Consider the following 23233-nt stretch of genomic DNA (forward strand, 5'->3'; position numbering starts at 1 on the left):
TCGGTGCGACCGCTTTCGACAGCACATACTGATCCGACCGGTATGATCGCTCGGTAAGGTGGACTCCGCAGTCCAGCACAATCTGACCCAGAAACAGTTTCGCGACCGCTCTCTACATGAACTTTTATTAATGACGCTGTCAATGGAGCAAACGATATGCGCTGTTGGACAAGTCGGCTTAGTCGCCAAGCTAGCCGTATACCGACTGAGAAGTCGCTTCAAAGCATACACGTCGGAAAACTGAATGCACACGCCCACTGCTGGGAAGAAAACGGTACAGACAATAAGTAACCGACCCAATAAGAATGAGCTCCGAATTCGACATCAAGCTGTACGACGATATTGATCCCGAAGACCGACCCTCTCTGGGAGAGGCGCTGATACCGATTATCGGGATGCTAACCGCGCTGGGCATTGGTATCGGCATCTATGGACTTGACCCGCAGTTCCCACTCCTCTGGGGCATTGCATTCACTGGGCTGTTCAGTTACTACCGGTTCGATATATCCTGGGACGAGATGTACTCCGGGATTACACATACGCTGCTAATGGGCATTCAGGTCGTGTTTATCCTGTTTATCGTCTACGCTCTCATCTCGACCTGGATACAGGCCGGAACGATTCCGACGCTCATGTACTACGGGCTTGACCTGCTGCACCCGATAGTGTTCCTGCCGCTCACGGCGATCATTACTGCAGCGATAACGTTTGCCATCGGCTCATCATGGACCGCAGCGGGGACGCTCGGTGTTGCCTTCATAGGCATCGGATCGGGACTCGGACTCCCTGAACCGATGACCGCGGGCGCAATCCTCACAGGTGCATACACGGGAGACAAACAGTCACCACTCTCGGACACGACAAACCTCGCTTCGGCGGTGACAAACACTGACCTGTACGACCACATTAACGCAATGCGGGCAGGCACTTTCCTTGCCTTCTCCATTGCTGTTGTCCTGTACGCCGGTCTCGGCATCCGCGCGTCAGGAGCGATTCCCGTGGACCGCATCGCCGAGATACAGACGGCGCTCACGGGCTCGTTCACGATCTCTCCGCTCGCTTTCTTCCCGCTTCTCGTTACATTTGGGCTGGCGATATACGGTATCTCCGCTATTCCAGCTCTTGGTGCTGGTGTCTTTGCCGGTGCGATAACATCGGCCGTGCTTCAGGGGAACTCGTTCACATCGGTCTGGACCGTCGCACAGAGCGGAACAAGCCCGGAAACGGGGATGGAGCTCGTGAACGGCCTCCTCGCAAGCGGTGGGATGGTCGGCGGTGCATGGGCCGTAACAATTGCCATCGCCGCACTCGCACTGGGTGGTCTGTTCGAATGCACTGGGATTATCGCTGTCCTGGCACATCACCTCGGCCAGCTCAGTGACAGCGTCGGTAGCCTCACTGGAATCACGGTCCTGTCATCAGTCTCGATGAATGTCCTTGCGGCAGAACAGTATATCAGTATCGTTGTTCCCGGCGTGACGCTCGGGAGCCTCTACGAAGAGAAGGGCCTCAAGACCGAAAACCTCTCCCGGGCAATTGAGTCCTCTGGCACCGTCACGAGCGCGCTCATTCCGTGGAATAGCGGCGCGGTGTTCATGGCCGGAACGCTTGGCGTCAGTACGTTCCAGTACGCCCCCTACTACTTCTTGGGCTTCCTTTCGCCGCTTATCCTCATTCTCATGGGAGTTACCGGCTGGCAAATCACGTATACCGAGACCGAGACTGACAGCCAGACTCCGAGTAATGTGGCTGCGCCGGCAGATAGTGACTGAGCGCACTGCCCGGCGATAGCGGGTAAGTACCCCGGACCTCACTGCGATTCGGAATCACAGGCACCATTCGAGTCCACCGAACCGGATATACTCACTCATTGGTGACAAAGCTCGACGTCTTCGGATATCTCAACCGAAATAGGCGGTAAGTACCTTTAAAAATCCAATCACAAATATAAAGATACCTATTTATATACGTATACTACAAAACTATCGAAAATAACTATCAATACAAGGTTATTCAACCCAATCCTGGGTGCATACTCTTGTCGACGCTGGGGGGCATGGATGCGAAAATCCCTGCATGGGGGCGTACGACTGTCACATCGAAACGGCTGAACACCCGGAACTGGGGGGCGATTAACCACTGAAGCGCAGTTCACGATGTTCTGTAACGCTAGGGCCTCTCGTTAGGGAAGTTCAGACCACTACCACACGGTCAGTCTGCCAGCAGCCTCGGAACTTGCCGACGGACTGCACTGATAGACCGAACTCGTACGTGGTCGTTCGTCCATCCGGCCCCGTAATCGTCACCCGCTGTTCAGCGTAGTTCTCGTTTCGCTCGACAGGGCCTCGCACAGCCTCTCCGAAGTCGATCATCGGACGGTACTGCGGTGACTCGACCATGGCTATAAATCGGTCCAGTGGCCCAGTCGAGCGGCGGTTGGCTGGGGAGGCGAAATTGTACGCCGTCATGATACCCGCGTTTTCAAACGGGTCGTCGTTCGTTTCCAGCGCTTCGAGTTGGAGAGCTACAGCATCACTGGGACCGTACGTCTCACTGGGCGTCGGAAGGCTGGCCACTGGGTACTCGGGTTTAGACATTGATTTCGTAGGTGCCGTGTGTCTCTGAAACAGGGGCTATACCAGCATGAATGGCACGGCTGATCGGCTACAAACCCGGATATCGACGGGAGTTTGTGTTCCCGGCAGCTAGAACTGGCGACTGCGATCATGGCCGAACTGAGGGACGCACTTATCGAAACCATGTTGCTCGACGACGAGCGGTTTCGCCAGCGGCTTCCGGGTCTTGTCGAAACACACCGGCTCCGGACTGTCGATCCACACCCTGCCGACGAGTCGCCGGCAGACATTTTTCAGAACCTCGATGCGCTCAAGCTCGGCTCTGTGACTGCCTTCGAGCGAAAGATTATCAGGAAAATGGTGCGACTTGGGACGGCACCGCTGGGCCTGACACTCACGGGACCTGCGTACCAAGATAATCCGCTCAGATATGCGACACAGACGTTCAGAGAAATGACGGGCTACTCGCTGACCGCACTCCGCGGCAAGAATCTCCGCCTCCTGCAAGGGCCAGCAACAGACCTCGAGGCGGTCGCAACCCTTCAGGAGGGTATCGACATCTGGGAACAGCGGACCGTCGAACTATGGAACTACCGGGCGGACGGCACACGCTTCAAAAACCGAGTGACGATAGTTCCACTCACCGGTCCCGACGGCTCCATCACGAACTGGCTCGGTGTACAGAAGGCAATCGACACGGCAGATAGCTAACCGTCGGTGGCACCTCTTCACGACGCGTTTCAGACCGAGTGGACAGTCAGCTTGCACTGTGGGAGATACACCAGTGCCGCCCGCATATGAGTGTAGCACTCGCAATACCCACTTCACGGGTCGGTCGCGTTCTGGTAGGGAGCGACCGAACCAGCGTCACTCGTCGTCTACCTTTCCGTCGCGTCGGTCACGTTCCCTCGCTGCCGGGTCCCGCTCTGCTGGGTCACCGTGCCCGCCGCCACCGGGCGTTCGGACCGAGACGGTCGTCCCGGCCTCGACGTCAACGGAGGCCTTCGCGGGGACCGGTTCGCCGTCGACCAGATTCTCCCCTGTCGCGCCGTCTTCGCCGCCGTCGATTCCAGCGGGGGCCGTCCGCCGGCGCTCCGTCAGTAGGGACACGGTGGCGTCTGTCTCGACGGTGACGGTTCGTTCGAGGCCCAGGCCGCCACGGTATCGGCCGTCGCCGCCGCTCGACGGACGCAGCGCGTACCGCTCGACCCGGAGCGGATACTCGGTCTCCATCGCTTCGACGGGAGTGTTGAGCGTGTTTGTCATTCCGACCTGGACGCCGTCCATCCCGTCCTTCTCGGGCCTGGCACCGAACCCGCCGCCGATTGTCTCGTAATACGTGAAATCGCCGGTTCGGTCGCCGATGATGAGGTTGTTCATCGTTCCCTGTCCACCGGCAGGAACCTTGTCGGGGACTGCTTCGGCAAGCGCCGCCAGCGTGACGTCCATGACGCGCTGGCTGGTCTCGACGTTGCCACCGACGACCGCTGCTGGCGGCTTCGGGTCAAGTATCGACCCTTCAGGTACGGACACGGATACCGGCTCGTAACAGCCGTGGTTCGGCGGAATCTCCGGGTCGGTTATCGCTCGCACGACGAAGTAGACTGCGCTCTTCGCGACCGAAAGCGGCGCGTTCAGGTTGCCCGCCACTTGGTCGGCGGTCCCATCGAAGTCGACAGCTATCGAGGCCCCATCGATGGTGACGGCCACCTCAATCGGGATGTCGGTATCGGTCACGCCGTCGCCTTCGAGGATATCCTGCGCTCGATACGTCCCGTCCGGGAGCCCGTCGAGTTCAGCTTCGACCCGCTCGCGGGAGTACTCGATGACAGCATCGAACGCGTCGAGCAGGGTCGCCCCGTGTTCTTCGAGGAGTTCACCGATGCGTTCCTCGGCCCGGGCGTTCGCGGCGCGCTGGGCTCGCAGATCCGCCTCGCGCTCGTCCGGTGTCCGGACGTTGGCACGGATGAGGTCGTGGACCGCCTCGTTGGGCTCGCCGCCGTCGACGAGTCGAACCGCGGGCAGTCGAAGCCCTTCCTCGTAAATCTCCTGTGCACCCGGTGGCATGCTCCCCGGCGAACTCCCGCCTACGTCGGCATGATGGGCTCGCGAGACGGCGTACCCGACTATCTCGTCGTTGGGCGCGATCGTCGAGACGAGCGTGATGTCCGGGAGGTGTGTCCCGCCGGCGAACGGGTCGTTGACGATGAAGACGTCGCCCGGTTTCGGGTCCTTCTGGAGGACAATATCCACCGCGTCGGGCATCGCGCCGAGGTGGACCGGAATATGCTCCGCCTGTGCGACCATCCGACCCGACGCGTCGAAGAGCGCCGTCGAACAGTCCTGTCGCTCCTTGATATTCGGGGAGTAGGCCCCACGGATGAGCACATGTCCCATCTCTGTTGCAACGCTTTCTAGCTGGTTCCTGAGGATCTCCAGCGTTACGGGGTCGATCGTCTCCTGTTCGGCACTCGATGTGGTGGCTTCGTCATTCATTCGTCGCTCACCTCTGCTGTCAGCGTCCCGTCATCGCGAACCCGGATGTTCCAGGCCGGTGGGATGACGATTGTGCTCTCATCGCCCTCGACAATCGCGGGGCCGTCGATTTCGTCCCGTGGTGGCAACTTCGGCCGCTCGTAAACCGGGGTTTCGCGGACCTCATCGGCGAACACCGCCTCGCGAGAGCCCTTCTGTGGGTCGCCATCGGCATCGTACTCGACCGTCGGTGCGCTCCGCTCGACGGTCGTCGTCACGCGACAGTTCACCAGTTCGACGGATTCGTCTGCCCGATACCCGTACGCGGACTCGTGGGCTGCTCCGAACCGCTCGCGGGCGTCTGCGGTGTCGAACGGCCGGTCGACGTCCACGGTGAGTTCGAAGCTCTGGCCGGCATACCGGAGGTCGGCTGAGTGTCGCACTGTCGCCGCCTCGCGGTCGCTGACTTCAGCCAGCAGTTCTTCGGATAATTCCTCGTAGACCGCGTCGATATCGTCGGGGTCGACCGCGCCGAGCGAGCGCTGATACGTCCGTACTGCGTCGCGCTTCTCGTCGGCTGCGAGCAGGCCATATGCCGACAACACGCCTGAGGCGCGCGGAATCACGACCCGGTCGATATCGAGGCTGTCCGCGATGGACGCCGCGTGCATCGGCCCGGCACCCCCGAATGCGGCGAGGCCGAACTTCCGCGGGTCGTACCCACGCTCGACGGTCACAGAACGGATGGCCCTGGTCATGTTCGCGTTCGCGACGCGATAGACGCCCCGGGCGGCTTCCAGCGGACCGCCGAGTCCTGCCTCGTCGGCAAGGTCCGCGAGTGCATCGTATGCCGCGTCCTCGTCGAGCGATAGTTCCCCACCCAGGCTGGTGCTTGCACCGATGTAGCCCAGCACGAGGTTGGCGTCGGTGACGGTCGGCGCAGTCCCGCCCTTTCCGTAGCAGGCAGGGCCAGGGTCGGCTCCGGCGGAGCGCGGTCCGATGCGGAGTGCGCCCCCGGCGTCGACCCAGGCGATGGACCCGCCGCCGGCTCCGACTGTTTCGACATCGACCATCGGCGTCTTGATCGGCCGCTCGTTGATGACGCCCTCCGTGGTCCGTTCGGCCTCGCCGTCGCGGACGAGACTCACGTCGCTAGAGGTCCCGCCCATGTCGAACGTGACCAGCCCGTCCTGTTCGTCGGCCGCCATCGACCCTGCCCCCACGACGCCGGCGGCAGGGCCCGAGAGAACCGTCGTCACAGCGTTCCGCCTGACGGTATCGGCGTCGGTGATGCCGCCGTTGGCTTGCATGATACGGGGCTGTGGAACCCCGAGCTCTCGGGCCCGGTCGGTGAGGTGACTGACGTAGTGGTCAATCGCCGGCCGTACGTACGCGTCGACGGCCGTCGTCGAGGTTCGTTCGTACTCGCGGAACTCGGCGAGGACTTCGTGGGAAGCCGAGACGGGAACGTCGAGTTCGTCCCGCAGGATGTCTGCGACGTGCTGTTCGTTTTCAGGGTGCGCGTACGCGTGCAAGAGCGAGACGGCGACGGATTCGACATCCAGATCGCGTAACTGCGCGGCGATTGCCCGGACTTCGGCCTCGTCGACGGGCTCTTCGATACCGTCGGTGGTCGTCCGTTCGGACACTTCGAAGCGTCGGCGTCTGGGAACCAGCGGTGTCGGCTTTTCCGCGGACAGGTCATACAGCGACGGGCGATCCTGGCGGCCGATTTCCAGCACGTCCCGGAACCCGTCGGTCGTGACGAGCGCGGTCTTTGCGCCGTCCTCTTCGAGGAGTGCGTTGACCGAGACGGTCATCGCGTGAGAGAACTCGGTCACGCTCTCCGGGTCGATGTCGGCCGCTTCGCAGGCCTTCTCGATCCCGGCGATTACGCCCTCGCTCTGGTCTTCGGTGCTCGGGACTTTCGCAGTTACGAGCGTGCCGTCGAGCGACAGCGTCACGTCGGTGAAGGTTCCACCGACGTCGACACCGATTCTCCGATCTCCCATCTACAGTACCCCCGCGACACTGAGCAGCGTCCGAACCCCGAGCCACACGACGATGAGCGTCACGATAGCACCGAGGGCGTTCGCTATCGACCCGTTCGTGTACTCGCCGAGGAGGTCCCGCTGGTTCATCGCGTATATCAGGAATATCGCCACGATCGGCAATAAAATTCCGTTGACCACCTGTGCGAACACGATGATCTGGACGGGACTGCCACCCAGCAACACCGAAAGCACTCCGACACCGAGGATGGTCCCCCAGACGGCACGGAACTGTGTGCTCTGCATATCTGAATCCCAGCCTAACGCACCTGTGGTCGCCCACGCGCCCGCAAGCGGTGCTGTCGTTGCGCTCGTGAACCCAGCGGCGAAGATGCCGATGCTGAAGAACAGTTCGGCGTACGGCCCGGCGATGGGTCGCAGCTGTTCGGCCATCCGGCCGATATCGCTGATCTGCGTTCCGGGCTCGAACGCTGCGGCCGCGGTCACCATGATCGTAATCGTGATGACGCCGCCTGCGACGATAGACAGCACCGTGTCGATACGCGAGTGGCCGATATCCTCGGGACCGCTCCACCGCTCCTGAACGTTACTCGCGTGCAGGAACAGGTTGTACCCGACGATGGTCGTGCCGATGAGGCCGGTGATGAGGTACAGCGACCCCGAGGGGATACCGGGGACGAACCCCATCGCAATCGCACCGGGATCGGGACCAATGAGGATCGCCGACGCCACGAACGAGACCGCCATCACGGCGACCAGCCCAATGAGCGCTTTCTCGATCAGCTTATAGCGCCCAGTGTAGAGCAGGAGTCCGGCGACGAGCCCCATCACGACGCCCCACACCGTGGAGTCGATACCCGTGATCGTTGCGAGCCCTGCGGCACCGCCGAGGATGTTCCCGGCCTCGTAGGCGGCGGTCCCGATGCCGATCGCGCCGACAACGAGGAATATACTCACGTACTCGACGATCTGATTGTCGAACCGCTCTCGAAGTGCTTCACCAAGTCCTTCGCCCGAGACAAGGCCCAGTCGCGCGCTCATCTCCTGGAGAACGATCGTTGCCCCAATCGAGAAGACCATTGTCCACAGGAGCGCATAGCCGAACTCCGCCCCGGTGACGCTCGCAGTCGTGACCGTGCCTGGGCCGATGAACGCGGCCGCGACCATCGCTCCTGGACCGACGGCTTTGAGTCGTTTTGTAATGCTCATGATTGTTAGTTTTGATAGCCACTGTCACGGTCCCAGCAGGTAATAAAAAACATTGTTAAGACCTGTGTGTAGTCGGCACATCGGTCGTATGAACACTGTGTACGTGTCACCAGATGTGTGAACGAGTACGAAATACCCTATCTCCGGATTCGAGTCGGTTTGCGTCCCGGGCGGGGGTATTCACTGCTAGCGTTCTCGCAACAGCACCTTCGAAACGCTCTCTTCGATTTCGATTTCGAACGGGAGGTCGGTGATGCTACCGCGGATGAACCGGATCATCAACCATCGCACCGACTCGGATGGGAAAACAACGTGGAAACTCCCTTTTTCGTCCCGTCGAACGGTCAGGAACCCACACAGCGAGAGCCATTCGAGAACGTCTTCGAGTGAATCGAACCGCTCGGCGTACTCCTGTGCGTGGTATTGGGCTACCTGATCGATCATTTCGAGAACCCCCTCGTCACGTTGTGCTGGATCACTAAACTGGCTCAGGAGTGCGTGCAGCAAGTCGATATCCAGAAGCACATGTTCGCCCGTCGAGAGCATCTCGTAGTACGTCTGGAGGTGGTCGCTGTCGCTCGCGTGCGCCGAGTCGAAGTTCGCCGCGTAGAACGCGATTGCCTCGCGGATCAGTTGGCTTTGACTTTCCCCAGTTCGGTCGGTCAGATCCTCTAACGTCTCCTTGGTCTCCTCGTCGAGAGAGACGGTGACGCGGTCGGTTGGCATAGTGCCCCTCGTCGCTGGACGGCCTTAATATCGTGTCGTTTGGTGACAGAGGACTCTCAAACATGGCAGCGATGCGCGACTGACCGTGGTCTGGGACTCGCCTATGGCCAGGTGCCGCGCTGCTCGCCAGCGTTCATGACCCGCTGGAGTGCGACGACGTACGCGGCGGTTCGGAGCGACGGGAGGTTCCGCTCCTCGTAGGCGTCGACGAGGTTCCCGAACTGGTCGACGATAATCGAGTCCAGTTCCTCGTTCACGCGCTCTTCGGACCAGTAGAAGCGCTGTCGGTTCTGGACCCACTCGAAGTACGACACGATGACGCCGCCTGCGTTCGCGAGGATATCCGGAATGACCAGCGTCTCGCGGTCGCTGAGAACGTCGTCCGCTGCGGGGGTAATCGGGCCGTTTGCGGCCTCAGAGATGACGTCGGCGGAGATGTCCTGTGCCAGGGACTCGTCGATGGCGTTCTCGAGTGCGGCCGGGATCAACAAGTCGACATCAAGCGTGAGCAGTTCCTCGTTCGTGAGTTCCTCCGCTGCGTCCGGATATCCGACGACGCTCCCGGTTTCGCGTTTGTAGTCCTTGACTGCGACGGGGTCGAACGACGCTTCGCTGTAGATAGCCCCGCTCGAATCGGACACGGCGACGACGTTGGCACCCATCTGGTGAATGAGTTTCGCCGCGATCCAGCCGGCGTTCCCGTAGCCCTGGACTGCGACCGTCGCGCCTTCGAGGTCCTTGTCGAGATACTCGAAGGCTTCACGCGCTGCGACGACCGTCGAACGCCCGGTCGCTTCGACGCGGCCTTCGCTGCCACCGCTTGCGAGGTCCTTCCCGGTGATGACGCCGGGTTCGGTCGTGTTTTCGAGTGTCTCGTAGGTGTCCTTGATCCAGTTCATCTCGCGCTGGCCCGTGTTGACGTCGGGTGCGGGCACGTCGCGGTCGGCCCCAATCAGCGGCGTCAGTTCCTTCGCGAACGAGCGCGTGACCCGTTCGAGTTCGCTCTCGGAATAGTCACTCGGGTCGATGACGATGCCGCCTTTCCCGCCGCCGAGCGGGATATCGCCCGTCGCCGTCTTGTAGACCATCCAGCCGGAGAGCGCCTTGACCTCGTCCCGGTCTACCTGCGGGTGATAGCGGATTCCGCCCTTGTATGGGCCGCGGTCACCGTTGAACTGTGACCGGTACGCACGGAACACCTCGACCGACCCGTCGTCCATCTCGACAGACAGGTTCGTCTCCAGTATCCGCTCGGGAGTTTTCAGCCGTTCCAGCTGTCCCTCTGAAATGTCTAAATATTGTGCTGCTGCATCTATCTGTGTCCGTAGACTCTGGTACGGATTTACATCAGACATATATCCACGGGATTCATCGAGATACCAAAAGCTATCTATTTCTACCAGGAAAATTACTATATCACTCGGTATAGTAAACACTAAAAGAGGGGCTTACAACCGCGCTTGGCTCCGAATCACTTATCCTATCTTCACATTCTTATCAAATTCTGACACAACTACGTTTCCTGTATTGTCCGTCACCCGAACAGCGGTGTTCGTATCGAGTGCCACAGCGTCCGCAACCTGTTCCGTTCCACGTACTGGAACGTTGACCCGGTCGACGTCCGGGATCAGACAGTCACGACGTTCGGCACGTTCGAGCAGGACGTCTCCGCTGGGGAAGTGCCAGACCCGCGTCACGGAACGGAACACTGGCATCGACGTCGGCGCTTCGACGTGCCTGATAGCTCTCTTCTCCGTCAAGCGACGTTGTACGTCCATCATAGCTGAGCTGAATCGGCGGGAGCTATTGGCTCGCGACTGCCCGGACGACGGGCAGGGACCGACCGTGTCGGCGTCTGTGTGATGTCCGTCATGTGTCTCCCGAGTACCGGCCGTCGACCGATGGCACTCTATCGGAACGACCGCGGGAATGAGCAAATACTAAATTGTTTAGCAACGAAGCCCTCCAGACACCAGGTGTTTACTATTGAACCCTCCATACAGAACACGGCAACCGAAACATCCCGTTCCCGACGGGTGGCGACAACTCGAACGAGCGTCTACGCATAGCGCCAGTGGTCTCAGTGATAGCTCTGTGCCTGGGAGAATCAGATGAGCGACGCCGGGAGTCCACTCCACACGGCCCAGGTTCTCGTCGTCGGTTCGGCGAATTGGACCGAGCGGTTCTCAGACGCTCTCAGCGCGAGCACCGAGGCCACTATTCTCACCGCTGGGACGCCATCGGACGCTCTGGATACGGTTCGGCAGCGCTCGGTCGACTGTCTCGTCACGGGCGAGACACTCGACGACGGGAGTGGCACTGATCTGGTCCGACAGCTCCGGGATTCGGCTCCGGATCTCCCGGTCGTCCTCGGAACCACGGACGGCAGCGAGGCCCTGGCGAGCGAGGCAATCCAGGCCGGCGTTTCCGACTACGTTCCCCTCACAGGGCCGGAGGGCCTGCGGATAGACGAGTTGATCCAGCGAACCGGGAACGCGCTCCAGTCCGCTCGGCGAGCGATCACACAGCGCGAACGGGCGCGGCAGTTCGACGCCGTCTTTCACGACACACAGACGGCCACCTGGGTCCTCGACCCGGATGGCTCGCTCGCCCGTGTGAATCAGACGGGACGGGCGATGATCGACGAGGACGTGGACGCGGTCATCGGTGACCTGTTCTGGACGCTGCCGTGGTGGGCACAGTCCGAGGCGACCGAACGCGATATCCGGCAGCTCGTGGAGGCCGCACGCGACGGGCAGTTCGGGAACGCGGTCGTTCACCGGCCGACCACGGCCACGGACCGCGTTATCGAGCTTTCGGTTCGGCCGGTCGAGAACGACTTCGGCGACGTCACCTCGATCGTGATCGAAGGGATAGACATCACGGAGCAGGTCACTCTCGACCGTGACCTCCGCCAGTCCGAGGAACTCCACCGGGTCACGCTCAGCAACATGACCGACACCGTCCTCATGACGAACGAGGACGGTGAGTACACCTACGTCTGCCCGAACGTCCACTTCATCTTCGGCTACACCGACGACGAGATCCGCGAGCAGGAAACGATCGACACGCTCCTCGGCGAGGACCTGTTCGACCGTGCTGAACTCGCCGAGAAGGGCGTTCTCAAGAACATCGAGTGTACCGTCACCGACAAAGCGGGCCACGAGCACACGCTGCTGGTCAACGTCCGCGAAGTCGAGATTCAGGGCGGGACACTGCTGTACAGCTGTCGGGACATCACGAAACGGAAACAGCGCGAGGAAGCGCTGGCGACGCTGCAGGAAACCGCACGGAAGTTCCTCTACACGGAGACCGATCAGGAGATTGCCCACCACATCGTCGATGACGTGCTCAGTGTGTTCGACGTCTCCGCGAGTGCCATCTACCTGCACGACGTCGAGACGAACGAACTCCAGCCTGTCACACAGTCACAGGCGATGACCGAACACCACGGGCCGCTGCCGGCCGTCCGCACGAACGACGACACGCTTCCGAGCCACAGCTTCGTCAACGACGAGACACTCGTGTTCGACGACGTCCACACGTCGGACCGACTGGAAAACCGGGCGACCGACCTCCGGAGCGTCATGTTCATTCCGCTGGGCAACCACGGCGTGTTCGTCAGCGGCTCGACAGCCGTCGGGGTGTTCGACGACGTCACACAGGAACTCACCGACCTGCTCGCGGCGACCGCCGAGGCTGCCCTTGATCGAGTGGTAAGGGAATCCCAGCTCCGGGAACAGGATCGCGAACTCCAGCGGCAAAACGAGCAACTGACCGCCCTGAATCACATCAACAACACGATTCGGGAGATCGACCAGACGATCGTCAGCGCCGAAACACAGGAAGAGATCAACCACACCGTCTGCGAACGGCTGACTGACACGGACCGATTCAAGTTCGCGTGGATCGGGAGCGTCGATCCGGGCGGTACCAACGTCGAAACGCGGGCGTGGGCAGGCAACGAACAGGGGTATCTCGACAGTCAGCCAATCACCGTCGCGGACTCCGAGACCGAGCCCGCCGGCCGGACGGCTGCGACCGGCGAGGTGACGATGATCCCCAACGTCGCCGCTGACCTCCGGAACGCGCCGTGGCGGTCGGACGCGCTCACGCGTGACTTCCTCTCGGTGCTGAGCATCCCGCTGGTGTACAACGATCTCAGGCACGGCATCCTCACCATCTACGCGGACACGAAAGACGCGTTCGACGAGACAACGCGCACAGTGTTGCGCGAACTCGGCGAGACAATCGCCTCGGCGCTCAGTGCTATCGAACGGAAACACGCGCTGCTCACGACGTCAGTGACCCGCGTCGAGTTCGACATCGATGACGAGCGATTCCTCCTGTCGAGACTCGCCCGGTCGGCGGGGTGTACCCTCTCCTACGAGGGCGGCATCCAGCACGCGCCGGCTGGTAACAGCGTGTTCGTCACGGTCGAAGACGCTGACGTGCAAACGGTCGCGGCGGCTGCGGCGGACATGACGTCGATTGACGACGTGACACAGATCAGTGACGACGACACCGAGAGCGGCGTCCTGCGGCTGGAGTTGTCACAGCCGTTCCTCGCCTTAGAACTGGCCGACCATGGTGCTATCTTCCGGGAAGCGACCGCCGATCCGGACGGGACGACACTCGTCGTCGATGTGCCACAGAGCGTCGACGTTCGAAACATCGCACAGTTGGTCGATAGCACGTTTTCCGGCGTCGAACTCAAGCGCAAGGAGACGCTCGAACGGGGTATCGAGCAGGACCGGAGTTCGGAGTTCCTCACGGACCTCACGGAGCGCCAGCTCGAAGTGATTCAGACCGCCTACTACAGTGGCTATTTCGAGTCACCGCGCACGAAGTCCGGCGAGGACATCGCGACGATGCTCGAAATCTCTCCGCCGGCGTTCTACCAGCACGTCCGGACTGTCCAGCGGAAGCTGTTCACCACACTGTTCGAAGACCGGAGTGTCTCGGGTCTGGAGTCGTGAACGGGGTTCAATAATAAACAACCTAATCAACTCCTGCTTCTTTGTTTAACCTCTGAATATTCCTTTGATGTCCTTCTATTCCTTAATCGAGTACTGGCGGTCGGACACCGTCACTCGTGAATACACATGAGAGATGTAGAGCAAGACCACGACGAGGCGACACCGTACGAGTGCTTTGCGTGTGGCAAAGTCATCACTGCAGAGAGCCAACCGGAGAATTGTCAGGACTGTGGCGGTGAAATGCGCAACCGACTGACACCGTTGGAATAACGATGGGATCGGAACTGAGCCCCGCTTCTCCTTCGGAAGACTCGTCGACGCCGTCCGAGCCCGAATCAGCGCTGGAAACAGCCCGTCTACAACTCCACCGAGCCGCGGACCACCTCGATATCGACCCGAACATCGTCGAGCGACTGAACCACCCGCGAAACGTCCACGAAGTCACCGTTCCGATTGAGCGGGACGATGGCACAGTCGAAGTGTTCACCGGGTATCGAGCCCAGCACGATAGCGTCAGGGGGCCGTACAAGGGCGGGCTTCGCTATCACCCTGACGTGACGAGGGACGAATGCGTCGGACTCGGGTTCTGGATGACCTGGAAATGCGCGGTGATGGACCTCCCATTCGGCGGCGCCAAAGGGGGTATCGCCGTCAACCCGAAAACGTTGAGCCGAGACGAGAAAGAACGGCTCACCCGCCGGTTCACACAGGAACTCCGCAAGGTCATCGGCCCGAACCTGGACATTCCCGCCCCGGACATGGGAACAGACCCACAGACGATGGCCTGGCTGATGGACGCCTACTCCATGCAAGAAGGCGAGACGATTCCGGGTGTCGTCACCGGAAAGCCGCCGATTGTCGGTGGGAGCAAGGGACGCGAGGACGCGCCCGGTCGGAGCGTGGCGATTATCACACAGTTGGTCTGTGAGTACTACGACCAGCCGCTGTCAGAGACCACGGTCGCAGTACAGGGCTACGGCAGTGTCGGTGCGAATGCCGCACGGTTGCTCGACGAACAGAGCGCGACTGTCGTCGCGATCAGCGACGTGAACGGGGCGATGTACGACCCCGCCGGAATCGATACGGCGTCAGTGCCGTCACACGACGAGGAACCGGAAGCGGTCACCGAGTACGCCGACACCGTGATTTCGAACGACGAGCTGCTGACGCTGGACGTCGACGTCCTCATCCCGGCTGCACTCGGGAACGTCATCACCGAGGCCAACGCGGACGACATCGCCGCGGAGTACGTCGTTGAAGGGGCGAACGGCCCGACTACGTCTACCGCTGATTCGATCCTCGCTGACCGAGATGTCATGGTGATTCCGGATATCCTGGCGAACGCCGGTGGCGTCACGGTGAGCTACTTCGAGTGGCTACAGGACATCAACCGTCGGTCGTGGTCACTCGAGCGCGTGAACGACGAACTCGACGAAGAGATGCGGGCGGCCTGGGACGCCGTCCGGACGGAGTTCGAAAACCGCGACATTACGTGGCGCGATGCGGCGTACATCGTTGCCCTGTCCCGTATCGCGGAGGCCCACGAAGCGCGTGGGCTCTGGCCGTAGCACTGGTTCTGTCGGTTCCATTACGGGTTCCACCACTGTCGATGCCGAGAAACCGCGACCACCGCTTCCCTCAGTAGCGGAACTCGAACTGTGCCCCACCAGCAGTGCTCTCCGTCACACGGACGGTCCAGCCGTGCGCTTTGGCGATGTCCGCCACGATTGAAAGTCCGAAGCCAGTCCCTCCTTTGGTAGACGTCACGCCGTGTTCCAGTACTTCCTCACGCTTTGCCGGCGGAATCCCGTCGCCGTCGTCCGCGACGTAGAACCCGTCAGGGCTGTCTAGTTGCCCGACGGTTACGGTGACGGCGTCCCCACCATGCTCGATAGCGTTCCTGAAGAGGTTCTCGAACAGTTGCGTCAACCGGCCGGCGTCACCAGCCACTGTCGGGACCGCCTCAGCAACTGTCAGCGTTGCGTCAGCGGTGTCGACGTACCCCCACGCCTCCGTCGTCACGGTCTTGAGATCGATTTGTTTCGTATCCGTGATTGTGGTCTCACCGCGTGCCAGCGTCAGGAGGTCGTCGATCAACTGCTCCATGCGGTCGTGTGCCGCCTCGATCCGCTCTAGGTAACTGAGGTCGCCCGTCTCCTCGACGATGTCGAGAAACCCGATGGCGATGGACAGCGGGTTCCGGAGGTCGTGGGCGACGACACTGGCAAATTCGTCGAGCCGCTCGTTTTGCCGCTGCAGTTCGGTTTCCCGGCTTGCGCGTGTGAATGCCGCCTCGACAGTCGCACCCAGTATCTGGAACAGGTCCACGTCTGTATCAGAGAACGTCTGTTCCTGTGTCGTTCCGACGCCGATAAGCCCAAACTCGCCCAGAGGAACGAACAGGCCGCTCCTGAGTTGTGCGTCGGCCTTGCCGAGTGTTACTTCGGACTGGAGATCGTCGTATTTACGCAACTCCGACGCCTCGAACGCCTCCCACGCAAGCGCCTCTCCGGACTCCAGCCGCGGGAGCTCACCGAGCAGTTCTCTCGTGGCCGCACTCGCCGTCAGCGGGACGAGCTCGTCGGCTTGGTTGGCAGACTCCCAGATCCCGGTGAGCTCGAACCCGAGAATATCGACGGCAGCCTCGACAGCGATGTCGCCGATTTCGGCACTCGACTGTGCGCCGCTGAGCCGCTGCGCAGTCGCCTGCAGTGATCGGAGCTTCGACTCTAACTGCTTCTGGTCAGTGATATCCTCCAGAACGGCCAGTATGCTCGTTATTTCCCCATCCGGTGCAGTGATTGGGGCAACCGACAGAAGTAGATCCAGTACCTCACCACCTTTCGTTTCCCGCCGTATCTCCTTGCCGCGAATCGGCTCGCCGCTCAGTGCGCGCTGGCGGTGGGATTCGAATTCAGCCTGCTGCTCGTCCGGGACCATCGGATTGAACTCGCCGAGCACCTCCTCCCGAGACCAGCCGAACATGTTCTCGGCCCCGTCGTTCCAGCGGATGACGGTTCCGTCCGTGTCGATTTCCATGACGGTGAGTGGCGTCGCCTCGATGAGTGATTCGAGTCGCTGGTTCGTCGTTTCGAGTTCGCGTTCTCGCTCGACCTGTTCAGTTACGTTGCGGGCGATGCCGACGATTCGGACGATTTCGTCTTCGAGGATGACCGGCGCGAGGCTCGTATCCCAGAACCGTGCGTCGGGAGCGATGTCCAACTCTTCCTGATACGAGATTGGCGCACGCTGTTCGACACAGCGAGTGTAGTTCGCTGCGAGCTCAGCACCACGCTCGGCACCGAATACTTCCCGTGGCGTCTGGCCACGAACTTCGTCGGTAGTGAGTCCGGTCTGTGACTCGTAGCCGGGACTGAGCCGAGCAAACTCGAACGCTAGCTCGTCACCGGCTGTATCGACATCGAGCATGAAGATTGCGTCACCGGAGGTGTCGAGCAGTGCCTCGTACTCCTCGGCGAGCTCTCGGTGTGCGCGCTCCTCGGCTTTTCGCTCGGTGATATCCTGAAATACGCCCCGAATCACTGGCTCGTCATCCTGCGGCTCGTCGACGCGTTCCCCCCACGCCCGAACATCGCGCACGTCACCGCCAGTCCGGACGATTCGGAGATCGAGATCGTACGGTTCTCGGTCCGCAATTGCCCGCTCAACGGCAGTCGTAATCGTCTCCCTGTCGTCAGGATGGTAGAACTCGATCGCGTCGTCGAGCACCGGGTCGTAATCGTCGTCAACACCGTGAATCCGGCGGACCCCGTCAGACCAGTCGAGGGCCCCGGTCGACGGGAAGTACTCCCAGACGCCGATGTCTGCGATGTCCTGCACGCGTTCGAACAGGAACTCCTGGCGCTGGAGGTCGGCGTGGTCCCGCCCCCGCGATATCTCGGCACTCACGAGCTCTGAGAGTAGTTTCACGAACGTTCGCTCTAGCGCCCCAAAGGAATCGACTCGCGTCGTCGGACTCGAAAAATTGACCGTCCCGTACCGGGTCCCGTCGACGACGAGTGGCACGCCGATGTACGACTCTAACTCGAACTCACGATATGCCGGGTGGGTTTCTCTCCCATCGGCAACTGCGTCTGCGAACGAACAGACCGAGTCTGTCCCGATAACTGCCTCGCAGTACGTCGATTCGAGATCGAATTGATCTCCGGGTTCGATTTCGTCGTCTGGTGCGTGCGCTGCCGTAACGGTGTAATCGTCGCCCTGCACGCGTGAGACGATTCCGATTTCGAGATCGAGCGTTCGACACCCCAGTTCGAGCAGTTCATCGAGGCGCGTCTCGACCGAGACATCACTCTTTGCCATGACGGTCTGGAGTTCCCGGAGCGCGTCACGCTCGCGCTCCAACTGTCGCTTGACGTCGCTTTGTTCCGTGATGTCCCGAGCAACGACGAGCGCTTGATTGCTCTTGTTGCTCTGAAACGGTGTCACTCGAACATCAAACGTTCGTTTATCGCTCTCGGCCGTGATATCGAGTTGCAGGTCCGCGTCGTACAATCCCGTGACGCCTCCGTCGCCTTCTATGTCATTGAGCGTCGAACGGACCGCAGATGTAAACTGCTCTGCATCAGACGTAGAAATACGGTTGCCCACAACTGTCTCCAACTGCTGCCCTGCGATCTGCGTTGACTGGTCCCCGGCGATCAGCCGTTTCGAAGCCGCGTTCGCGAACTCGATCGTCCCCGCAGCGTCGAGGACGAACACGGCGTCGTGGATGTTTTCGAGGATCGTCTCACTGCGCTCCAGTTCCAGCTCTCGCTCCCGCTCGGCTGTAGTTTCGCGTGAAAAAATGGTGAGACCGTCATCGTCCGGGAACACTCGCACTTCGACCCAGTAATCGAACGGCTCGCCAAGGTACTGTTCGAACGACACCGGTTCCCCGGTCTCCATCGCGGTTCGGTATTTGTCTTCGAGTTCCGTCCCAACTATCGAGGGGAATTCTTCCCAGATACTGGCACCGATGATATCGTCGGGATTGCGGTCGACACGTCTGGCCATCTTCTCGTTTATGTATTCGATACGCCACTCGTCGTTGACGGCGTAGATCCCGTCAGTTGCCCGTTCCAGCGTTCGCTGGAAGCGGTCGGACAGTCGTTCGGCGACCGCTTGTTTGCGAGCGGCCTCGACGAGCGTCTGTATGCGGCGCCCGAGCAACTCGAAACTGTTCTCGCCCGCATGGATCGGAATGTAATCGGAGACGCCCGCCTGCGTTGCCTCGCTCGCGATTCGCTCGCTTCCCCGGCCAGTGAATAGTATTGTCGGTATTTCGTATTGTTCAGCTTGGAGCCGATCTAAGAGATCAATTCCCGTCCCGTCCGGCAGCGAGTACGACGTGACTACACAATCGACAGTCGAAGTTACAAGCAAGTCGAGCGCAGCCTCCACAGCCCCGACAGCTGTGACTTCAAAGCCCGATGAGATATTCACGAGTTTCGTCTCCGCCAACTCAGCAAAGTCACTATCGTCGTTTACATACAGAACGTGAATACAATCGGACGTCTCACCACCTGTATAAGTCATTATCACACCTACGCAGCGTGCTTTTAAGAATCGAGCGCACCAGTTCTTATCTGTGATATCCCGAGTACGATACAGCCGGCTTTCTGATGCAGATCCCAATCAGATTTTAGATGGCACAGATGCCACCTATTCGTTCATCGGGTACCACAAATCAGGCACCGCCGGTATCGGAGTATATATTCTGAGATTTGGGTCCGCAACTTTATGAACCGAAATTAGGTAGATCCGATATTGTGCCAGAGATGTCGAGTATTGCTGTGCTGCATGTCGATGACGAACCGGATTTTCTAGATGTAGCAACCGAAATACTCGAACAGCAATCCAGTAAACTCAATGTTATAACTGCAGCAAGTGCTACTGAAGCGCTCGACTGCCTTGCTACAACTCGCGTTGACTGTCTTATCAGCGACTACCGAATGCCCGGGAAAGACGGTATTGAACTCCTCAAAACCGTCCGTGAGGAGTATCCTGATCTCCCGTTTATTCTTTTTACCGGTGAGGGGAGCGAAGCGGTCGCTAGCGACGCCATCGCCGCCGGTGCAACCGATTATCTGCGGAAAGGGCACGGCATGGAACGATACGAACTCCTCGCAAACCGTGTCGAAAACGCCGTCGAACAATACCGCACCAATCAGCGCGCTGCTGAACTTGAACGGGTTCGCGACCTCGTAAGCAGTATCGACCAGGCTCTCATCCGGGCGAGTTCGCTCTCGGAGATCAAAACTCGTGTCTGTGAGATCATTAGCGACTCTGAGCCCTACCTGTTCGCATGGATCGGCGAGCAGGAGCCTGACACAGACCGAATCGAGCCACAGGCCTGGGCCGGCGTCGAGGACGAGTACCTCGATACTATCGTTGTCACTGCGGACGACTCCCCGACCGGACGAGGTCCCGCGGGCACGGCCGTTCGAGAACGACGTATTGCGACGTCACAGAATATTCAAGATGACCCGGCGTTCGAGGTCTGGCGAGAGGAGGCACTCGACCGCGGCTATCGAAGCACCGCTGCGGTCCCGCTGGAATACAATAGCACTCTGTACGGTCTCCTGTGCGTCTATTCGTCCCGTTCGTTTGCCTTTAGTGAGGACGAACAGGAGTTACTCGACGAACTCGGGGATAGCATCTCACACGCCATGCACTCGCTGAAGATCCGAGACGAACTGCGTGCAGAGCGGACATTTATCGATCAGGCGCTCGATTCGCTTGCCGACATATTCTACGTGCTCGATTCCGAAGGCAACGTCCAGCGCTGTAACGAACAATTCGAAAGGCTGGCCGGGTACGCCGACGAGGAGATCTCTGATCTCGACGCACTCAGTCTTTTTCCGGAAGAAGAACGAGAGGGAGTCTCCGAGGCGATTGAGGAGGCGCTCACAACGGGCCACTCGACCATCGAAGCGGAGTTCCTTACCGGAGCGGGGAAGCGTATTCCCCACGAGTTCACCGGTGACCGCTTGACTGATCAGGACGGTAACCTGATAGGGCTTGTCGGCACCGGTCGAAATATATCCGAACGGACAAAGCGTGAACGGGAACTGCAGGATCAAAAAGAACAGCTAGAGCAGTTTGCCGCTACTGTCAGCCACGACCTTCGGAACCCGCTAAACGTCATCCGAGGTCGGCTGGATCTCGTTCAGGAAACGCATTCGAGCGATCACCTTGCTGTGATCGAGACAGCGACTGAACGGATGGAACGCATTGTGGAGGACCTCCTCTGGCTAGCGCGGGAGCAACGGGAAATCGGGTCACTGGAACCTGTTGCGATCGAAGTCGCTGCCGAGGCGGCGTGGAAACTTGTATCCGATCCTGCAGATGAAGCCGAACTGCACTGCGATTGCGAGGCCGATACCCAGCCACTGATAAAAGCGGATACCGACCAATTCCGGCATCTGCTGGAAAACCTGTTCAGGAACACGATCGATCACGCTGGGCTGGATGTCACTGTCGTTGTCGGCGGTATCTTCGATGACACCAACGGATTCTACATCGAAGACGACGGCCCTGGAATCCCCGTCGAGGACCGCGAAAAGGTGTTTGAGGCTGGCTACTCGACTTCCGAATCGGGGACTGGTCTGGGCCTCAATATCGTCAAACGAGTCGCTGACGCACATGGCTGGGATATTCGCGTAACCGAGAGCTCGATGGGTGGGACACGATTTGAGATTACTGGCCTCGAAATCATCGAATGACTCACTGTTTCGCATCGGCACCGGTCTGCTTGTAGTTTGGAGTACCCGCCTCGACGAGATTTCTTGGCTCGGCCAGGGTGGGTACGATTCCTCATTTCTTTGCCATGCGATGCTGATACGAATCTACCCTTACCTTACACAGGAACATATGTGGGCCTCTTTGCTCGCTAATGAACCTCAAGAAGCTGATGAGACAGTTGCTGGGGTATCGACACCATCGGCCAATGACCCGTGTCCAGTTCACCGAGTTGCCACTCCCGTTGCTCACACAACTGCCGAATCATATCGAGGGTGGAGCCGTCCATCCCGCTCTGGGTACAAAGTATATAGCTGGTGGGTAACGATACGTTGGGGGTACCGACGTTCACTTGCTGTCTGAACGTATCCAGTGGATGCGGGACGGCTTTTTCTCGCATCCACTCTGTGTCCTCGTCCGAGATACCCACCCAGCCCGAATGGTCATCTGGGAGAGGCCAGCCGCCAGCATGATCTTCGGCCGCTGCCTCCATCGTTTTCCACTCGTCCAGTGGATAGAATTCAGCTGCTGAAACCGGATCGTCGTTCATTGGAATCAGCGCATCCAAGTAGACCATGTGTTTGAGCCGCTCGGGAACTCGCTCTGCCACTCCCGTCACAACAAGGCCCGCATAGCTATGCCCGAGGAGGACAACATCTGTGAGGTCGTTGTATTCGAGGACATTTACAATGTCCGTAATATGTGTTTCTAAGTCGACCTCACAGTGTGAAAGGTGTTCTCGCTCACCAAGGCCAGTGAGTGTCGGTGTATATACTTCGTGTCCCTCCTCACGGAGCAGTGGGTGAAGGTACTTCCAGCACCATCCACCGAGCCATGCTCCGGGGACGAGAACGAACTGTTGTTCCATGTCTCTCGGTAGGATTGCAGAGGTGATATAGTCCGTTGTAGCAAAGCGGAATGATCCGGAGCTTAGCTGATACTGTCGATTGTAACTATTTCAAGATATTCGCCACCCCGAGGTGGCGAAATGCTTCACAGACTTACAGCCGACAGTACGAATGCCAGCCCGACTAGCAGTGGGTTACCTGTCGGGTCCGATCTGTACTTGACCCCACGACACATGGGCAGTGGGTAGTTTCCGTCGTGTGATCTCCGCTAACACGGCCAGTGCCGTGGTCCTCCGCAACGCTACAGCCAACAACCGGCGGTCGCTTCGGTGATTGTAACGGCTCCTCCCTGGCTGTGTGGGAGTATCGTCCACCTCTCGATGCCGCGATTGCGGAAGCTCAGTCATCGCAGAGCTAATGAAATGGGATAAAACGTCACAACGATTTTTCATACCAAGTCCGTTCCATTCGATAGGGTTCTGGTCCCCGCATCCGCTCCCCCATTGAATCCGATCACGTTCGTCAAACGGTCCGGGTCCAGAACCCGTCGTCGTGGTTGACGACTCCAAATGGTGCCGTTGCACGCCACTCCCCTCGGCTGCCCACCATTCCTTTGCTGCTGGAACGCAGATGTGTCTCGCGCGTGGTTGAATAAGTTAGTGAAA

The 23233-nt window shown here is 59.8% G+C and carries 15 protein-coding genes; 6 read left to right on the forward strand and 9 right to left on the reverse strand.

The genetic code is table 11. The annotated features are described in order from the left end of the window. The first annotated feature begins 305 nt into the window (after positions 1–305). Complete coding sequence (nhaC, locus tag AV929_RS19590; protein WP_014031017.1) at positions 306–1772, forward strand: Na+/H+ antiporter NhaC; 1467 nt, start codon at positions 306–308, stop codon at positions 1770–1772. Between the two features lie 420 nt (positions 1773–2192). Here nhaC and AV929_RS19595 read toward each other — a convergent pair whose 3' ends face one another. Continuing rightward, positions 2193–2597 (reverse strand): DUF4864 domain-containing protein, encoded by a 405-nt coding sequence (locus AV929_RS19595; protein WP_050007542.1) that lies wholly within the window; start codon positions 2595–2597, stop codon positions 2193–2195. A gap of 129 nt (positions 2598–2726) precedes the next feature. On the opposite strand from AV929_RS19595, the gene AV929_RS19600 reads away from it, so the two are divergent. Next, on the forward strand, positions 2727–3287 hold the full coding sequence (locus AV929_RS19600) for a PAS domain-containing protein (protein WP_064289061.1): 561 nt from the start codon (positions 2727–2729) through the stop codon (positions 3285–3287). Positions 3288–3443: 156 nt separating this feature from the next. Here the strand turns inward: AV929_RS19600 and AV929_RS19605 are convergent, their stop codons facing one another. The 6 genes from AV929_RS19605 to AV929_RS19630 form a co-directional block, all read right to left on the reverse strand. Then, entirely contained in the window at positions 3444–5072 is a 1629-nt protein-coding gene (locus AV929_RS19605) for a hydantoinase B/oxoprolinase family protein (RefSeq protein WP_064289062.1), read from the reverse strand. Beyond that, positions 5069–7063 carry a hydantoinase/oxoprolinase family protein gene (locus AV929_RS19610; RefSeq protein WP_064289063.1) on the reverse strand — a complete coding sequence of 665 codons (1995 nt, stop codon included), beginning with the start codon at positions 7061–7063 and terminating at the stop codon, positions 5069–5071. The genes AV929_RS19605 and AV929_RS19610 overlap by 4 nt, the downstream gene beginning before the upstream one ends. Beyond that, the gene (locus AV929_RS19615) at positions 7064–8272 is read right to left on the reverse strand and encodes an Nramp family divalent metal transporter (RefSeq protein ID WP_064289064.1); all 1209 of its coding nucleotides are present in this window, start codon (positions 8270–8272) and stop codon (positions 7064–7066) included. 186 nt (positions 8273–8458) lie between these two features. Then, positions 8459–8998: a ribbon-helix-helix protein, CopG family gene (locus AV929_RS19620; protein ID WP_014031024.1), complete on the reverse strand. Its 540-nt coding sequence runs from the start codon at positions 8996–8998 to the stop codon at positions 8459–8461. 101 nt (positions 8999–9099) lie between these two features. Further along, positions 9100–10353, reverse strand: a complete 1254-nt coding sequence (locus AV929_RS19625) for a Glu/Leu/Phe/Val dehydrogenase (RefSeq protein WP_050038380.1) — start codon at positions 10351–10353, stop codon at positions 9100–9102. 120 nt (positions 10354–10473) lie between these two features. Next, a complete protein-coding gene (locus AV929_RS19630) occupies positions 10474–10779 on the reverse strand; it encodes a hypothetical protein (RefSeq protein WP_050038379.1) in 306 nt (101 codons plus the stop codon). 330 nt (positions 10780–11109) lie between these two features. Between AV929_RS19630 and AV929_RS19635 the strand changes: the two genes are divergently transcribed. The 3 genes from AV929_RS19635 (at position 11110) to gdhB (ending at position 15545) form a co-directional block, all read left to right on the forward strand. Then, the gene (locus AV929_RS19635) at positions 11110–13977 is read left to right on the forward strand and encodes a bacterio-opsin activator domain-containing protein (protein WP_064289065.1); all 2868 of its coding nucleotides are present in this window, start codon (positions 11110–11112) and stop codon (positions 13975–13977) included. A gap of 126 nt (positions 13978–14103) precedes the next feature. Further along, positions 14104–14247 (forward strand): rubrerythrin-like domain-containing protein, encoded by a 144-nt coding sequence (locus AV929_RS22040; protein ID WP_014031028.1) that lies wholly within the window; start codon positions 14104–14106, stop codon positions 14245–14247. Between the two features lie 2 nt (positions 14248–14249). Further along, a complete protein-coding gene (gene gdhB / locus AV929_RS19640; RefSeq protein WP_064289066.1) occupies positions 14250–15545 on the forward strand; it encodes a glutamate dehydrogenase GdhB in 1296 nt (431 codons plus the stop codon). A 70-nt stretch (positions 15546–15615) separates the two neighbouring features. Here the strand turns inward: gdhB and AV929_RS19645 are convergent, their stop codons facing one another. Next, the gene (locus tag AV929_RS19645) at positions 15616–19515 is read right to left on the reverse strand and encodes a PAS domain-containing protein (protein ID WP_064289067.1); all 3900 of its coding nucleotides are present in this window, start codon (positions 19513–19515) and stop codon (positions 15616–15618) included. Between the two features lie 242 nt (positions 19516–19757). Here AV929_RS19645 and AV929_RS19650 point away from each other — a divergent pair, with 242 nt between their 5' ends. After that, the gene (locus AV929_RS19650; RefSeq protein ID WP_064289068.1) at positions 19758–21704 is read left to right on the forward strand and encodes a response regulator; all 1947 of its coding nucleotides are present in this window, start codon (positions 19758–19760) and stop codon (positions 21702–21704) included. A gap of 167 nt (positions 21705–21871) precedes the next feature. Here AV929_RS19650 and AV929_RS19655 read toward each other — a convergent pair whose 3' ends face one another. Further along, entirely contained in the window at positions 21872–22588 is a 717-nt protein-coding gene (locus AV929_RS19655; protein ID WP_064289069.1) for an alpha/beta fold hydrolase, read from the reverse strand. Positions 22589–23233 lie beyond the last annotated feature (645 nt).

It is taken from the genome of Haloarcula sp. K1 (assembly GCF_001647155.1).
GTDB lineage: Archaea > Halobacteriota > Halobacteria > Halobacteriales > Haloarculaceae > Haloarcula > Haloarcula hispanica.

What these genes read in the sequence shown, in the direction of transcription:
- nhaC (WP_014031017.1), top strand. Translation starts at nt 306, where the DNA reads ATGAGCTCCGAATTCGACATCAAGCTGTACGACGATATTGATCCCGAA.
- AV929_RS19595 (WP_050007542.1), bottom strand. Translation starts at nt 2,597, where the DNA reads ATGTCTAAACCCGAGTACCCAGTGGCCAGCCTTCCGACGCCCAGTGAG.
- AV929_RS19600 (WP_064289061.1), top strand. Translation starts at nt 2,727, where the DNA reads ATGGCCGAACTGAGGGACGCACTTATCGAAACCATGTTGCTCGACGAC.
- AV929_RS19605 (WP_064289062.1), bottom strand. Translation starts at nt 5,072, where the DNA reads ATGAATGACGAAGCCACCACATCGAGTGCCGAACAGGAGACGATCGAC.
- AV929_RS19610 (WP_064289063.1), bottom strand. Translation starts at nt 7,063, where the DNA reads ATGGGAGATCGGAGAATCGGTGTCGACGTCGGTGGAACCTTCACCGAC.
- AV929_RS19615 (WP_064289064.1), bottom strand. Translation starts at nt 8,272, where the DNA reads ATGAGCATTACAAAACGACTCAAAGCCGTCGGTCCAGGAGCGATGGTC.
- AV929_RS19620 (WP_014031024.1), bottom strand. Translation starts at nt 8,998, where the DNA reads ATGCCAACCGACCGCGTCACCGTCTCTCTCGACGAGGAGACCAAGGAG.
- AV929_RS19625 (WP_050038380.1), bottom strand. Translation starts at nt 10,353, where the DNA reads ATGTCTGATGTAAATCCGTACCAGAGTCTACGGACACAGATAGATGCA.
- AV929_RS19630 (WP_050038379.1), bottom strand. Translation starts at nt 10,779, where the DNA reads ATGATGGACGTACAACGTCGCTTGACGGAGAAGAGAGCTATCAGGCAC.
- AV929_RS19635 (WP_064289065.1), top strand. Translation starts at nt 11,110, where the DNA reads ATGAGCGACGCCGGGAGTCCACTCCACACGGCCCAGGTTCTCGTCGTC.
- AV929_RS22040 (WP_014031028.1), top strand. Translation starts at nt 14,104, where the DNA reads ATGAGAGATGTAGAGCAAGACCACGACGAGGCGACACCGTACGAGTGC.
- gdhB (WP_064289066.1), top strand. Translation starts at nt 14,250, where the DNA reads ATGGGATCGGAACTGAGCCCCGCTTCTCCTTCGGAAGACTCGTCGACG.
- AV929_RS19645 (WP_064289067.1), bottom strand. Translation starts at nt 19,515, where the DNA reads ATGACTTATACAGGTGGTGAGACGTCCGATTGTATTCACGTTCTGTAT.
- AV929_RS19650 (WP_064289068.1), top strand. Translation starts at nt 19,758, where the DNA reads ATGTCGAGTATTGCTGTGCTGCATGTCGATGACGAACCGGATTTTCTA.
- AV929_RS19655 (WP_064289069.1), bottom strand. Translation starts at nt 22,588, where the DNA reads ATGGAACAACAGTTCGTTCTCGTCCCCGGAGCATGGCTCGGTGGATGG.